The 18,481-nt window shown below is 42.6% G+C and carries 2 protein-coding genes; one reads left to right on the top strand and one right to left on the bottom strand.

Annotation, left to right across the window (positions count from 1 at the left end; all coding sequences use genetic code 11):
• Positions 1-38 precede the first annotated feature (38 nt).
• On the bottom strand, positions 39-16,403 hold the full coding sequence (locus ACE94K_RS09820) for a Calx-beta domain-containing protein (RefSeq protein WP_378183531.1): 16,365 nt from the start codon (positions 16,401-16,403) through the stop codon (positions 39-41).
• Positions 16,404-16,751: 348 nt separating this feature from the next.
• On the opposite strand from ACE94K_RS09820, the gene ACE94K_RS09815 reads away from it, so the two are divergent.
• Entirely contained in the window at positions 16,752-18,338 is a 1,587-nt protein-coding gene (locus ACE94K_RS09815) for a peptide chain release factor 3 (RefSeq protein ID WP_378183528.1), read from the top strand.
• The last annotated feature ends 143 nt before the right edge of the window (positions 18,339-18,481 follow it).

The following is an 18,481-nucleotide window of genomic DNA, read 5'->3' as shown; positions in this document are numbered from 1 at the left end:
TTAGGGAATAACAAATATATACTATTCCAAATAAAATTTTATCTGTTAATATATAAGTAACCTGCTTTATACGTGTCTACTCCTCTAGCATTTATATATTCTAAAACATAGTAATATGTTCCTACCGGTAATTCATTACTTTTAGAAATGGTAACTCTTCCGTTACTGATTCCTTTAAATAATTCAACACCTGGTTGCTCGTAACCGTCCTCTTCAAATACCTGAACTCCCCATCTATTATAAATTCTAAGTGTATTATTTGGGAAATTTCTAAGCCCAACTATTCTGAATTCGTCATTAACTCCATCTCCGTTTGGACTAATACCTGTGTAAATTATAATAGGATCATCAGGATCTGTAAATACTCCTTCTATAACAGTTACTGTTTCATCCTCAGCATCACCATCATTATCCAGGTCAATATCTGTTGTGTTTGTTGGATCATCAGAAATATCTACAACATCGCTACCATTCGGATCTTGACCTGTTACAATAGCTTGATTGATAACTTCTCCAGACAATACATCTTCTGCTGTTAATACATAGGTAGCTGTAAAAGTCGTAGTATCTATTTCTCCTACCGTCAGATCAATTGGACCACCAGAGATTACAATTCCTACCAGTGGATCCGTAAGAACGATATTGTTAATATCGACATTACCTGTATTTTCTACTGTAAATGTATATAAGATTTCATCTCCAACGTTAGGAAGCTCGTCTCCGTTAACATCTACATAGATACCTGTCTTCGTTAAAGCTAAATTAGGAATTTGAGAAATAGTGGTTATTGTTGGATCATTAGTAGGATCGTTATCTCCATCTTCATCCACTGTCTCATCTCCACTATCAGAAATATCCATAACTCCTATTCCATCAGGATCTTCTCCCATCACCGTAGCGCTGTTTATGACCTCTCCGTTGTTAATATCTATTTGAGATATTGCATAGGTTGCTGTAGCTGTTCCCTGCTCTCCCGGAGCTAAAGTAGATGGAGTAACTGTAAGATTTGTACTTCCTGTAAGTATGTCATCAATAAATATATTATCTACCGTCACATTTCCAGTATTAGTAACCGTAAAAGTATATGTAATTATATCTCCAATATTTGATCCACTTGCGACTCCAGTTTTTACCAATGTTAAATCCGGATCCACATCTAAAATGGTTACGGTTGGATCATTATCTGGAATACCATCTGTAGTACCATCTCCGTTTGGTGTCTCAACACTCTCATCTCCTGCATCCGATACATCACTTACATCATCTGTTCCTGTTGGACTATCTCCCGTAGCTGTAGCACTGTTCTCGATAAACCCTGCATCAATATCAGCCTGGGTAATCGTTTGATTCGCTGTTATCGTGACACTAGCACCGGGAGCTAAACTTGCTATTGGACTTCCAACAATACTACCCGCATCTGCATTCAGATCCTCGATCTCAATATTGGTCACTGTAACATTTCCTGTGTTGGTTACTACAATATCGTACTCGATCACATCATCTAATGCAATACCTGCAACTCGAACTGTTTTGATAACACTTAAACTTGCATTTGGAGTAAGATCGGTAACCGTTGGATCATTATCCGGAATACCATCTGTAGTACCGTCTCCGTTTGGTGTCTCAACACTCTCATCTCCTGCATCCGATACATCACTTACATCATCTGTTCCTGTTGGACTATCTCCCGTAGCTGTAGCACTGTTCTCGATAAACCCTGCATCAATATCAGCCTGGGTAATCGTTTGATTCGCTGTTATCGTGACACTAGCACCGGGAGCTAAACTTGCTATTGGACTTCCAACAATACTGCCCGCATCTGCATTCAGATCCTCGATCTCAATATTGGTCACTGTAACATTTCCTGTGTTGGTTACTACAATATCGTACTCGATCACATCATCTAATGCAATACCTGCAACTCGAACTGTTTTGATAACACTTAAACTTGCATTTGGAGTAAGATCGGTAACCGTTGGATCATTATCCGGAATACCATCTGTAGTACCATCTCCGTTTGGTGTCTCAACACTCTCGTCTCCTGCATCCGATACATCACTTACATCATCTGTTCCTGTTGGACTATCTCCCGTAGCTGTAGCACTGTTCTCGATAAACCCTGCATCAATATCAGCCTGGGTAATCGTTTGATTCGCTGTTATCGTAACACTAGCACCGGGAGCTAAACTTGCTATTGGACTTCCAACAATACTGCCCGCATCTGCATTCAGATCCTCGATCTCAATATTGGTCACTGTAACATTTCCTGTGTTGGTTACTACAATATCGTACTCGATCACATCATCTAACGCAATACCGGCAACTCGAACTGTTTTGATAACACTTAAACTTGCATTTGGAGTAAGATCGGTAACCGTTGGATCATTATCCGGAATACCATCTGTAGTACCATCTCCGTTTGGTGTCTCAACACTCTCATCTCCTGCATCCGATACATCACTTACATCATCTGTTCCTGTTGGACTATCTCCCGTAGCTGTAGCACTGTTCTCGATAAACCCTGCATCAATATCAGCCTGGGTAATCGTTTGATTCGCTGTTATCGTGACACTAGCACCGGGAGTTAAACTTGCTATTGGACTTCCAACAATACTGCCCGCATCTGCATTCAGATCCTCGATCTCAATATTGGTCACTGTAACATTTCCTGTGTTGGTTACTACAATATCGTACTCGATCACATCATCTAATGCAATACCTGCAACTCGAACTGTTTTGATAACACTTAAACTTGCATTTGGAGTAAGATCGGTAACCGTTGGATCATTATCCGGAATACCATCTGTAGTACCGTCTCCGTTTGGTGTCTCAACACTCTCATCTCCTGCATCCGATACATCACTTACATCATCTGTTCCTGTTGGACTATCTCCCGTAGCTGTAGCACTGTTCTCGATAAACCCTGCATCAATATCAGCCTGAGTAATCGTTTGATTCGCTGTTATCGTAACACTAGCGCCGGGAGCTAAACTTGCTATTGGACTTCCAACAATACTGCCCGCATCTGCATTCAGATCCTCGATCTCAATATTGGTCACTGTAACATTTCCTGTGTTGGTTACTACAATATCGTACTCGATCACATCATCTAACGCAATACCTACAACTCGAACTGTTTTGATAACACTTAAACTTGGATCAACAGGATCCTGGATCGTTCCTGTGCCACTCTCGCCACCAACAGTTAAAGTAGTCGTCTCATCGCCCTCATCCAAGGCGTCTGTAACCGTAGGATACGTAACTGTAAAGTCTGTAACTCCTGCCGGAACCGTAATCGTACCATTCACGGAATCAAACGTAACTCCATTACTGAATACCGGTGTATTTGTATAATCGCCAGGGGCTACGGCACTACCATCTGCCAATACAAATGGATACGTAACTGGCTGTGGGGTGCTACCACTCAAGGTAACGGTATGTACTAAATCTGTCCCTTCGGTAACTGTTTCACTACTTACACTAGCAACTGTAGGATCGGCAGGATCCTGGATCGTTCCTGTGCCACTCTCGCCACCAACAGTTAAAGTAGTCGTCTCATCGCCCTCATCCAAGGCGTCTGTAACCGTAGGATACGTAACTGTAAAGTCTGTAACTCCTGCCGGAACCGTAATCGTACCATTCACGGAATCAAACGTAACTCCATTACTGAATACCGGTGTATTTGTATAATCGCCAGGGGCTACGGCACTACCATCTGCCAATACAAATGGATACGTAACTGGCTGTGGGGTGCTACCACTCAAGGTAACGGTATGTACTAAATCTGTCCCTTCGGTAACTGTTTCACTACTTACACTAGCAACTGTAGGATCGGCAGGATCCTGGATCGTTCCTGTGCCACTCTCGCCACCAACAGTTAAAGTAGTCGTCTCATCGCCCTCATCCAAGGCGTCTGTAACCGTAGGATACGTAACTGTAAAGTCTGTAACTCCTGCCGGAACCGTAATCGTACCATTCACGGAATCAAACGTAACTCCATTACTGAATACCGGTGTATTTGTATAATCGCCAGGGGCTACGGCACTACCATCTGCCAATACAAATGGATACGTAACTGGCTGTGGGGTGCTACCACTCAAGGTAACGGTATGTACTAAATCTGTCCCTTCGGTAACTGTTTCACTACTTACACTAGCAACTGTAGGATCGGCAGGATCCTGGATCGTTCCTGTGCCACTCTCGCCACCAACAGTTAAAGTAGTCGTCTCATCGCCCTCATCCAAGGCGTCTGTAACCGTAGGATACGTAACTGTAAAGTCTGTAACTCCTGCCGGAACCGTAATCGTACCATTCACGGAATCAAACGTAACTCCATTACTGAATACCGGTGTATTTGTATAATCGCCAGGGGCTACGGCACTACCATCTGCCAATACAAATGGATACGTAACTGGCTGTTGAGTTATACCACTCAAGGTAACGGTATGTACTAAATCTGTCCCTTCGGTAACTGTTTCACTACTTACACTAGCAACTGTAGGATCGGCAGGATCCTGGATCGTTCCTGTGCCACTCTCGCCACCAACAGTTAAAGTAGTCGTCTCATCGCCCTCATCCAAGGCGTCTGTAACCGTAGGATACGTAACTGTAAAGTCTGTAACTCCTGCCGGAACCGTAATCGTACCATTCACGGAATCAAACGTAACTCCATTACTGAATACCGGTGTATTTGTATAATCTCCCGGGGCTACGGCACTACCATCTGCCAATACAAATGGATACGTAACTGGCTGTGGGGTGCTACCACTCAAGGTAACGGTATGTACTAAATCTGTCCCTTCGGTAACTGTTTCACTACTTACACTAGCAACTGTAGGATCGGCAGGATCCTGGATCGTTCCTGTGCCACTCTCGCCACCAACAGTTAAAGTAGTCGTCTCATCGCCCTCATCCAAGGCGTCTGTAACCGTAGGATACGTAACTGTAAAGTCTGTAACTCCTGCCGGAACCGTAATCGTACCATTCACGGAATCAAACGTAACTCCATTACTGAATACCGGTGTATTTGTATAATCGCCAGGGGCTACGGCACTACCATCTGCCAATACAAATGGATACGTAACTGGCTGTGGGGTGCTACCACTCAAGGTAATGGTATGTACTAAATCTGTCCCTTCGGTAACTGTTTCACTACTTACACTAGCAACTGTAGGATCGGCAGGATCCTGGATCGTTCCTGTGCCACTCTCGCCACCAACAGTTAAAGTAGTCGTCTCATCGCCCTCATCCAAGGCGTCTGTAACCGTAGGATACGTAACTGTAAAGTCTGTAACTCCTGCCGGAACCGTAATCGTACCATTCACGGAATCAAACGTAACTCCATTACTGAATACCGGTGTATTTGTATAATCGCCAGGGGCTACGGCACTACCATCTGCCAATACAAATGGATACGTAACTGGCTGTGGGGTGCTACCACTCAAGGTAACGGTATGTACTAAATCTGTCCCTTCGGTAACTGTTTCACTACTTACACTAGCAACTGTAGGATCGGCAGGATCCTGGATCGTTCCTGTGCCACTCTCGCCACCAACAGTTAAAGTAGTCGTCTCATCGCCCTCATCCAAGGCGTCTGTAACCGTAGGATACGTAACTGTAAAGTCTGTAACTCCTGCCGGAACCGTAATCGTACCATTCACGGAATCAAACGTAACTCCATTACTGAATACCGGTGTATTTGTATAATCGCCAGGGGCTACGGCACTACCATCTGCCAATACAAATGGATACGTAACTGGCTGTGGGGTGCTACCACTCAAGGTAACGGTATGTACTAAATCTGTCCCTTCGGTAACTGTTTCACTACTTACACTAGCAACTGTAGGATCGGCAGGATCCTGGATCGTTCCTGTGCCACTCTCGCCACCAACAGTTAAAGTAGTCGTCTCATCGCCCTCATCCAAGGCGTCTGTAACCGTAGGATACGTAACTGTAAAGTCTGTAACTCCTGCCGGAACCGTAATCGTACCATTCACGGAATCAAACGTAACTCCATTACTGAATACCGGTGTATTTGTATAATCGCCAGGGGCTACGGCACTACCATCTGCCAATACAAATGGATACGTAACTGGCTGTTGAGTTATACCACTCAAGGTAACCGTATGTACTAAATCTGTCCCTTCGGTAACTGTTTCACTACTTACACTAGCAACTGTAGGATCGGCAGGATCCTGGATCGTTCCTGTGCCACTCTCGCCACCAACAGTTAAAGTAGTCGTCTCATCGCCCTCATCCAAGGCGTCTGTAACCGTAGGATACGTAACTGTAAAGTCTGTAACTCCTGCCGGAACCGTAATCGTACCATTCACGGAATCAAACGTAACTCCATTACTGAATACCGGTGTATTTGTATAATCGCCAGGGGCTACGGCACTACCATCTGCCAATACAAATGGATACGTAACTGGCTGTTGAGTTATACCACTCAAGGTAACGGTATGTACTAAATCTGTCCCTTCGGTAACTGTTTCACTACTTACACTAGCAACTGTAGGATCGGCAGGATCCTGGATCGTTCCTGTGCCACTCTCGCCACCAACAGTTAAAGTAGTCGTCTCATCGCCCTCATCCAAGGCGTCTGTAACCGTAGGATACGTAACTGTAAAGTCTGTAACTCCTGCCGGAACCGTAATCGTACCATTCACGGAATCAAACGTAACTCCATTACTGAATACCGGTGTATTTGTATAATCGCCAGGGGCTACGGCACTACCATCTGCCAATACAAATGGATACGTAACTGGCTGTGGGGTGCTACCACTCAAGGTAACGGTATGTACTAAATCTGTCCCTTCGGTAACTGTTTCACTACTTACACTAGCAACTGTAGGATCGGCAGGATCCTGGATCGTTCCTGTGCCACTCTCGCCACCAACAGTTAAAGTAGTCGTCTCATCGCCCTCATCCAAGGCGTCTGTAACCGTAGGATACGTAACTGTAAAGTCTGTAACTCCTGCCGGAACCGTAATCGTACCATTCACGGAATCAAACGTAACTCCATTACTGAATACCGGTGTATTTGTATAATCGCCAGGGGCTACGGCACTACCATCTGCCAATACAAATGGATACGTAACTGGCTGTGGGGTGCTACCACTCAAGGTAACGGTATGTACTAAATCTGTCCCTTCGGTAACTGTTTCACTACTTACACTAGCAACTGTAGGATCGGCAGGATCCTGGATCGTTCCTGTGCCACTCTCGCCACCAACAGTTAAAGTAGTCGTCTCATCGCCCTCATCCAAGGCGTCTGTAACCGTAGGATACGTAACTGTAAAGTCTGTAACTCCTGCCGGAACCGTAATCGTACCATTCACGGAATCAAACGTAACTCCATTACTGAATACCGGTGTATTTGTATAATCGCCAGGGGCTACGGCACTACCATCTGCCAATACAAATGGATACGTAACTGGCTGTGGGGTGCTACCACTCAAGGTAACGGTATGTACTAAATCTGTCCCTTCGGTAACTGTTTCACTACTTACACTAGCAACTGTAGGATCGGCAGGATCCTGGATCGTTCCTGTGCCACTCTCGCCACCAACAGTTAAAGTAGTCGTCTCATCGCCCTCATCCAAGGCGTCTGTAACCGTAGGATACGTAACTGTAAAGTCTGTAACTCCTGCCGGAACCGTAATCGTACCATTCACGGAATCAAACGTAACTCCATTACTGAATACCGGTGTATTTGTATAATCGCCAGGGGCTACGGCACTACCATCTGCCAATACAAATGGATACGTAACTGGCTGTTGAGTTATACCACTCAAGGTAACGGTATGTACTAAATCTGTCCCTTCGGTAACTGTTTCACTACTTACACTAGCAACTGTAGGATCGGCAGGATCCTGGATCGTTCCTGTGCCACTCTCGCCACCAACAGTTAAAGTAGTCGTCTCATCGCCCTCATCCAAGGCGTCTGTAACCGTAGGATACGTAACTGTAAAGTCTGTAACTCCTGCCGGAACCGTAATCGTACCATTCACGGAATCAAACGTAACTCCATTACTGAATACCGGTGTATTTGTATAATCGCCAGGGGCTACGGCACTACCATCTGCCAATACAAATGGATACGTAACTGGCTGTGGGGTGCTACCACTCAAGGTAACGGTATGTACTAAATCTGTCCCTTCGGTAACTGTTTCACTACTTACACTAGCAACTGTAGGATCGGCAGGATCCTGGATCGTTCCTGTGCCACTCTCGCCACCAACAGTTAAAGTAGTCGTCTCATCGCCCTCATCCAAGGCGTCTGTAACCGTAGGATACGTAACTGTAAAGTCTGTAACTCCTGCCGGAACCGTAATCGTACCATTCACGGAATCAAACGTAACTCCATTACTGAATACCGGTGTATTTGTATAATCGCCAGGGGCTACGGCACTACCATCTGCCAATACAAATGGATACGTAACTGGCTGTGGGGTGCTACCACTCAAGGTAACGGTATGTACTAAATCTGTCCCTTCGGTAACTGTTTCACTACTTACACTAGCAACTGTAGGATCGGCAGGATCCTGGATCGTTCCTGTGCCACTCTCGCCACCAACAGTTAAAGTAGTCGTCTCATCGCCCTCATCCAAGGCGTCTGTAACCGTAGGATACGTAACTGTAAAGTCTGTAACTCCTGCCGGAACCGTAATCGTACCATTCACGGAATCAAACGTAACTCCATTACTGAATACCGGTGTATTTGTATAATCGCCAGGGGCTACGGCACTACCATCTGCCAATACAAATGGATACGTAACTGGCTGTGGGGTGCTTCCGCTTAAGGTAACCGTATGTACTAAATCTGTCCCTTCGGTAACTGTTTCACTACTTACACTAGCAACTGTAGGATCGGCAGGATCCTGGATCGTTCCTGTGCCACTCTCGCCACCAACAGTTAAAGTAGTCGTCTCATCGCCCTCATCCAAGGCGTCTGTAACCGTAGGATACGTAACTGTAAAGTCTGTAACTCCTGCCGGAACCGTAATCGTACCATTCACGGAATCAAACGTAACTCCATTACTGAATACCGGTGTATTTGTATAATCGCCAGGGGCTACGGCACTACCATCTGCCAATACAAATGGATACGTAACTGGCTGTTGAGTTATACCACTCAAGGTAACGGTATGTACTAAATCTGTCCCTTCGGTAACTGTTTCACTACTTACACTAGCAACTGTAGGATCGGCAGGATCCTGGATCGTTCCTGTGCCACTCTCGCCACCAACAGTTAAAGTAGTCGTCTCATCGCCCTCATCCAAGGCGTCTGTAACCGTAGGATACGTAACTGTAAAGTCTGTAACTCCTGCCGGAACCGTAATCGTACCATTCACGGAATCAAACGTAACTCCATTACTGAATACCGGTGTATTTGTATAATCGCCAGGGGCTACGGCACTACCATCTGCCAATACAAATGGATACGTAACTGGCTGTTGAGTTATACCACTCAAGGTAACCGTATGTACTAAATCTGTCCCTTCGGTAACTGTTTCACTACTTACACTAGCAACTGTAGGATCGGCAGGATCCTGGATCGTTCCTGTGCCACTCTCGCCACCAACAGTTAAAGTAGTCGTCTCATCGCCCTCATCCAAGGCGTCTGTAACCGTAGGATACGTAACTGTAAAGTCTGTAACTCCTGCCGGAACCGTAATCGTACCATTCACGGAATCAAACGTAACTCCATTACTGAATACCGGTGTATTTGTATAATCGCCAGGGGCTACGGCACTACCATCTGCCAATACAAATGGATACGTAACTGGCTGTTGAGTTATACCACTCAAGGTAACGGTATGTACTAAATCTGTCCCTTCGGTAACTGTTTCACTACTTACACTAGCAACTGTAGGATCGGCAGGATCCTGGATCGTTCCTGTGCCACTCTCGCCACCAACAGTTAAAGTAGTCGTCTCATCGCCCTCATCCAAGGCGTCTGTAACCGTAGGATACGTAACTGTAAAGTCTGTAACTCCTGCCGGAACCGTAATCGTACCATTCACGGAATCAAACGTAACTCCATTACTGAATACCGGTGTATTTGTATAATCGCCAGGGGCTACGGCACTACCATCTGCCAATACAAATGGATACGTAACTGGCTGTGGGGTGCTACCACTCAAGGTAACGGTATGTACTAAATCTGTCCCTTCGGTAACTGTTTCACTACTTACACTAGCAACTGTAGGATCGGCAGGATCCTGGATCGTTCCTGTGCCACTCTCGCCACCAACAGTTAAAGTAGTCGTCTCATCGCCCTCATCCAAGGCGTCTGTAACCGTAGGATACGTAACTGTAAAGTCTGTAACTCCTGCCGGAACCGTAATCGTACCATTCACGGAATCAAACGTAACTCCATTACTGAATACCGGTGTATTTGTATAATCGCCAGGGGCTACGGCACTACCATCTGCCAATACAAATGGATACGTAACTGGCTGTGGGGTGCTACCACTCAAGGTAACGGTATGTACTAAATCTGTCCCTTCGGTAACTGTTTCACTACTTACACTAGCAACTGTAGGATCGGCAGGATCCTGGATCGTTCCTGTGCCACTCTCGCCACCAACAGTTAAAGTAGTCGTCTCATCGCCCTCATCCAAGGCGTCTGTAACCGTAGGATACGTAACTGTAAAGTCTGTAACTCCTGCCGGAACCGTAATCGTACCATTCACGGAATCAAACGTAACTCCATTACTGAATACCGGTGTATTTGTATAATCGCCAGGGGCTACGGCACTACCATCTGCCAATACAAATGGATACGTAACTGGCTGTGGGGTGCTACCACTCAAGGTAACGGTATGTACTAAATCTGTCCCTTCGGTAACTGTTTCACTACTTACACTAGCAACTGTAGGATCGGCAGGATCCTGGATCGTTCCTGTGCCACTCTCGCCACCAACAGTTAAAGTAGTCGTCTCATCGCCCTCATCCAAGGCGTCTGTAACCGTAGGATACGTAACTGTAAAGTCTGTAACTCCTGCCGGAACCGTAATCGTACCATTCACGGAATCAAACGTAACTCCATTACTGAATACCGGTGTATTTGTATAATCGCCAGGGGCTACGGCACTACCATCTGCCAATACAAATGGATACGTAACTGGCTGTGGGGTGCTACCACTCAAGGTAACGGTATGTACTAAATCTGTCCCTTCGGTAACTGTTTCACTACTTACACTAGCAACTGTAGGATCGGCAGGATCCTGGATCGTTCCTGTGCCACTCTCGCCACCAACAGTTAAAGTAGTCGTCTCATCGCCCTCATCCAAGGCGTCTGTAACCGTAGGATACGTAACTGTAAAGTCTGTAACTCCTGCCGGAACCGTAATCGTACCATTCACGGAATCAAACGTAACTCCATTACTGAATACCGGTGTATTTGTATAATCGCCAGGGGCTACGGCACTACCATCTGCCAATACAAATGGATACGTAACTGGCTGTTGAGTTATACCACTCAAGGTAACCGTATGTACTAAATCCGAACCTTCGGTAACCGTAGGACTGCTAACACCTGCAACCACAACAGGCGGAATATCCGTACAAAAATCAAATCCACCAATAGCAGAACCGTGTTGAGATCCTGTGTTACAGGTAGAACAATTTTGCCACACAATTGTTATACTTGCTATTCCATCTAAGTCCACAAAATTCACACCTATCTGGTCATTATCATTAGCTACAGAACTTCCCGTAGCGTCAATTTGTCCATTAACTTCGTTTGATGTATACGAAGGTGTAGCTGAATTTGTAAATGTTGGAAATATTGTATTACCTGCACCATCGGTTGCAGTTATTGTAAATAAGTCTCCGCTACCAGAACCATTGGCATTTATATGATATAAGTCAAATCCTATGGAATATATATTTGTGTTAAATGTTATTGTTTGTGTAATTCCAGTTGCTCCAAAACCACTAGTGAAAAATTCTAAAACTTCAGCAGCTAGATTTCCAGAAGCATTAGAATCTACAGAAGGACTTTGAGTAGAACCCGTAGTAGGCCATGTACCAAGAGTTCCTGTCTCACCAGAAAAAGTATAGGTAATATCTACGCCAGATCCATCAACATCGTTAAAAGTATTTGTTAGAGCACCATCCGGAGTCCAATCAAACTCGTCCGTTCCGTTTGGAGCAAAAGCATCCCATATTAAATTATATACAGTATCATCACAAGCAGGACCTTGATGTAATATCACTGGTGTTGGTGCAGTACAAACATTTCGACCACTATCTGTAACATTAGCATTTGATCCTAACGCATAGTCAACTCCTGTTTCTGTAACCAAACCGTTAGACAAATTAACTGTTGCAGGATCCACAGTTCCAAACTGTCCTCCATCACCACCATCTGCATTAGCGTCATTGTATGCTTCATTAGCGTCACTACAACCATCATTATCACTATCGGTATCTAAGCTATTTACAATTCCATCTCCATCAAAATCACAAGTAGAAGCAACTCTAGAAGGAAACTGAACATCATCAAAACGCACTCTATTAAACGGATCAGCATTTTGTTCATCAAAGAAATAAAATCTAAAAGTATACTGCGTATTTCCGGTTAAAAGAAAGCCTTCTAACAAATTATCAATTGTTAAATAACCATTAGGAGCCAGCATATCCCCAACCTGAATATTAGGAAAAAGAACCACAGGATTTAAAAAGCCCGGGGTATCACTCACTTCAACTGCCATTTTAAAATTACCTGCATTGAACTCCGGATCTGTGTTTGCAGCTGTAAAGAATCCCAGTGAAATCCCATCAAGAAATAAATCCTCTGATGGTGTAAAGGCCAGTTCTAAATAATCATTAGCCGCTTTTGCGTCTACAAAATTACCCGTATCCGCACCTCTAATTAAATATGTAAAAGCATAATCATCTGTTGCTTCGTCTAATCCTGCACCAAAAGTTGCAGGTTGCGAACTTGTATAATAGGTACTTGAACCTGCTGTAAAAGTAGCATCATCAGATTGTCCTCCCGCACCATTGTGGCTCCATTCTATCTGCGCAATAGTACAATTATCTTCGTCCGTATCTAAAATACCATCATTATCATCATCTAAGTCTGTAGTATCCGGAACTGTATCCCCATCCGTATCTTTTAATACAGTAATAGTAACTACGGCTGTATCACAAAAAGAAGTAGATCCCGATGGGCAAATTTGATAGGTTAAAGAGTATGTTCCGGGAGAAACGGTTCCTGCCACATCTACTGAACCTGTTGCGGTATCCAAGGTGATTCCAGGATCATCCGAACTAACTAAAGTAAGATCTATCGTAGCTGTTGTTGGTGTAGCCCCCTCAAAATCATCATTAACCAAGACATTAGCAACTGCCTGCCCTCCTACTCCTTCTACAACAGCCGTTCCTACATCATCAACTGCACTAATATCTATATCACAAGCAGAAGTATCTCCAGAATCTGTCACGGCAGAGGTCGTAGTCTGAGGACTTCCCGAAATAGATGGAACTCCATTAGCCCCCACACCTCCATTTAGTTCTCCATCACCATCTACATCAGTACTAGTAAAAGTTCCACTACCTTCAATAGCATCAAAACAGCCATCCCCATCACTATCCGTATCTAAATGATCAGGATTACCATCTGCGTCACTATTTACTGCAACGCAATAAATCAAATCGTAAAATTGTAAAGTGACATTACCAGCGTTGATAGTTTGCTTGGCAGAAATGATAGTGATAGTCCTAACAGGTCCGGGAATACTTACCAATACGCTGTTTTGTGGAGCATTGGCACCACCGGCAGAACTAACAACACTATTTCCATTAATAGTTTTTCCTGCTCCATTATCGTTTACAACAGATAATGCTATAGGTTGACTACCATCGCTTGTGGCGAAAAAATCTGATCGATCACTATTATCAAGCCCACCCCATTTAAAAACTACATCATAAACAGTTTCCGAGAAAGTTAATGTAAAGTTATAAGTGTCTCCGGCTGTAAAATTGGTATTATTTGCCTGAAGATTCACAAAATCGGTGACACCAACTGTTCCATTTACATTGGAAACACCTGAAGCCCAAGTAGCCCCCCCTTGTAATGACGCCGTAAAAGAAGCATTAACGGTACTAGTAGTACCAGAAACATCAAATGGATATACATCAGGTTGAGTAAACGGATTTGCAGTACTACTAAACGTTTGATTCAATGTTCTTGGTGTTGTAGCACAATTAAGTTCATCGGTATCTAAGATACCATCATTATCGTCATCCAGATCATCTGCATCAGAAACATTATCCCCATCACTATCTCCAGAATTACAAGGATTAATTGATCTATCCGTGACTGCAGGATCGTTAGACTGAGGGCTTCCTGAGACGGTTGGAACTCCTTCTGAATCCACATCTGAAGCATTATTAGCTAAATTATTATCAACAGTTAAATCACTAAATAAAAAATTCCCTCCACCTTCAATTGCATCAAAACATCCATCAAGATCAGAATCTGAACTTAAATAATCCGGATTACCACTATTAGATGTGTTTACAGGATCTGTTGTTGTAGCATTTACATCGTCATCTCCTCCTGTAATATCTAAACTGTTGTCCAAACCATTATCTCCAAAGGGTCCATCTGTTCTTCCGTCGTTATTTGCATCGGTAGCGCCATTAGATAATTGTCCACTTTCTTCTAAATCAAAAATTCCATCATTATCTGAGTCCAAATCCAAATGATTAGGCACACCATCTCCATCAAAATCATATACATCCGGTATTCCATCACCATTAGCGTCTGTATAATCTGTAGTTGAACCATCCCCTCCATTACCATTATCAACAGCATCCATCCAGTTAGGAATTGAGTCTCCATCTTCATCAGCACTAGGCTCATTCCCTCCGGCTTCGATTACATCCAAGATTCCATCATTATCATCATCAATATCACAAAAATCGTTGATTCCATCCCCGTTAACACCGCCATCTTGATTGGAAGTTTCAACGAAATTATAATAAGGGATGATACCTCCTTGCTGTCCCGGACCTGCACCATTGGTTACCCCGTTAGTGTGTGTACCTGCTGTACCACCATCTATAATTACATTTAGATTAGAAGGTAATGTTTGAAGATTATGTAAAAATACTCCTCCACCTCCACCGCCACCTGGACCGTGGTAATTGTTAGTATCCAAGGATTGTCCATTTCCACCGGATACATCAATATCTAAGTCACCAGAATAATTTTTCACATCAAAAGCTACAGAGCCACCGGCTCCACCACCTCCACCTCCATCTGGTGCTCCAGTCGGTGATATCAAAATGGCATCCTCTCCAGAAGCATTTATAGTTTGGTTGTTTCCAACTATTTCAATCGCTCTGATTACCACGATTCCCCCACCGTTGGATGCTTGCGAAGGGTTTCCTGTAGTAACATAACCAGGACCTCCTGCTCCTCCAAAAAACACTCTATTGTCGTTATATTGAGTATCTAAAGCATAACCTCCTAATCCACCAGCTACAGTATAAACTCCATCATCCGGGTCATTTGGAGGATTATTTGCTGGATCTTCGTCACACCAACGGCTGCCACCTATACCTCCAGCTCCATAATTGGCTCCTCCACCTCCGCCAGAGTCTCCAGATACTCCAGATCCTCCTCCATTACCCAGTGGGCCGCGACCCTTATTATTTGTCACATCAGAATCCGCAACACCCCCTCCTTTGAAAAAACTAGAATCGTCAGTTTGTGGAAGTGTATATTGGGTAGTAGGATCCGTACCACAATTATCTACAGAACCATTTGTAGTCATGGCTACTCCATTATATCCTGCACCTCTTGCGTTTATCCCAGCATTGAAAGTTAAGGTTCCTTCCACGAATAAAGCAACAATCCCCCCTTCATTAGTTGTTTCGTCATAAGGAGTTGCCTGAAGGTCACCTACAATATTAACATCCCCTGGAAAAACCGGAACCCGAACCAGTTGAACTAATCCAGCGGTATCATATGATTTTAATAATGGCGCAGAGGGAGTTATAATATTACCTGAAATGCTTTCTATATTAAAAAATTCATAGTTTCCAGCATTTCCTATGTCAGTAATTTGACCTGCAGTAGCAGTGTTAGAACGATCAATAACTGCTCCCTTCAATTGAACGATCAATATCTTATCTCCCACAGAAAACTCCGAAGCATTAGCAACCGTAACTTGATCTAAACAAGCCGGAGAAGTATCGCAAGGATCAGCGCAGCCCCCATCGGTAATACTTACAACTGATTCGTAAGAATTAATAACGCCGCTAATATTTGTTTGTGAGCTGGCACTAAAAGAAAAAATAAAAAATAAAAAACTGAAAAATAAGATTCTGGCCAAAACACAGCTTGACCATAAGAAGATTTGGGTATTTTTTTTCATATGACGATGGTTTTCTTACGTATATACGAAAACGTTAAGGTTTTGGTTTTCCTATATACCAAAAAATTAAAATTAATTGATATAAAGATCTAAATCAAGAAATTCAAACTTTTTTCAACATAATATTACGGTAAAACCGCAATATACATTATATACAAATATCATAATAGATTTATGATTTTAATATCTTTTTTCCCGTATATTTTTTTACTTTTCGATGAAATACACGATTTAAAGGCTGTAAAACATACTCGAAAAACAATAATTTCAAAATCTTTAGTTTTACAGACTTCTACCGGCTTTGTATTATTAAGTAGTATATTTGCAAACTTTAGTAATAGAACAACGATGAAATTCACTGACGAAATAAAAAGACGAAGAACTTTTGGTATCATTTCTCACCCTGATGCCGGTAAGACCACTTTAACAGAAAAATTACTATTATTTGGTGGAGCTATACAAGAAGCGGGAGCGGTAAAATCCAATAAAATTAAAAAGGGTGCGACCAGTGATTTTATGGAAATTGAAAGACAACGAGGTATCTCTGTTGCTACATCAGTATTAGCATTTGAATACCAGGGAGTTAAAATAAATATCTTAGATACCCCAGGGCACAAGGATTTTGCAGAGGATACGTTTAGGACATTGACAGCAGTTGATAGTGTTATTGTTGTAATTGATGTTGCGAAAGGTGTAGAAGAACAAACCGAAAAATTAGTTTCAGTTTGTAGAATGCGTAATATACCGATGATTGTTTTTATTAACAAACTGGATCGAGAAGGGAAAGATGCGTTTGAACTTTTGGATGAAGTAGAACAAAAATTAGGTTTGAAGGTTACTCCTTTAAGCTTTCCGATTGGGATGGGTTATGACTTTAAAGGGATTTATAATATTTGGGAAAAAAACATCAATCTTTTTAGTGGAGATAGCAGAAAAAATATTGAAGAAACTATTGAAATTTCTGATTTATCTTCTCCTGAATTAAATACTCTTATAGGTGAAGCAGCAGCCGAAACTTTACGTGAAGAAATAGAATTAGTGGATGGTATTTATCCTACATTTGATAAAGAAGCCTATCAAAATGGCAGTCTACAACCTGTATTTTTTGGTTCTGCGTTGAATAACTTTGGTGTCCGAGAATTATTAGATTGTTTTGTATCTATTGCTCCCACCCCGAGACCTAAAGAAAGTGATATTAGAGTTGTAAAACCAGAGGAAAAAGATTTTACGGGTTTTGTGTTTAAAATTCACGCTAATATGGATCCAAAGCACAGAGATCGACTAGCGTTTATCAAAATAGTTTCAGGAACATTTGAAAGAAATGTACCTTACTTGCATACCCGACATAATAAAAAGCTAAAATTCTCTAGCCCTAATGCATTTTTTGCAGAAAAAAAAGAGATTGTAGATGTTTCTTATCCTGGTGATATTGTAGGATTACACGATACAGGTAATTTTAAAATTGGAGACACACTCACCACCGGAGAACAATTAAATTACAAAGGAATCCCTAGTTTTTCGCCAGAACATTTTAGGTATATCAACAATGCAGATCCACTAAAATCAAAGCAATTAGCAAAAGGAATTGATCAATTAATGGATGAAGGTGTTGCCCAATTATTTACCCTAGAACTTAATGGACGAAAAGTTATTGGAACCGTTGGAGCGTTGCAATATGAAGTAATACAATACAGATTAGAACACGAATACGGTGCTAAATGTACTTATGAAAATCTTAATGTACATAAAGCTTGCTGGGTAGATGCGGCAGATGAAACGAATGATGAGTTCAGGGACTTTAAACGTGTAAAAAGTAAATTTTTAGCAAAAGATAAACAGGGGCAATTGGTGTTTTTAGCAGACTCTTCTTTTAGTCTTCAAATGACTCAGCAAAAATATCCATCTATCACTTTTCACTTTACCTCAGAATTCTAAAAACTATTTTAAAATAGTTTTTAACTCGTTTTGTAAAAAATAGGTGGTTAGACATTCTTAAAAAACAAAAACTGATTACATAGCAAATATGTAATCAGTTTTTGTTTTACACATAATTTAATTCTATACTAAAAATAAAATGT

It is taken from the genome of Aquimarina besae (assembly GCF_042434905.1).
Classification (GTDB): Bacteria; Bacteroidota; Bacteroidia; order Flavobacteriales; family Flavobacteriaceae; genus Aquimarina.
This window is presented reverse-complemented; position numbering and strand designations above follow the sequence as displayed.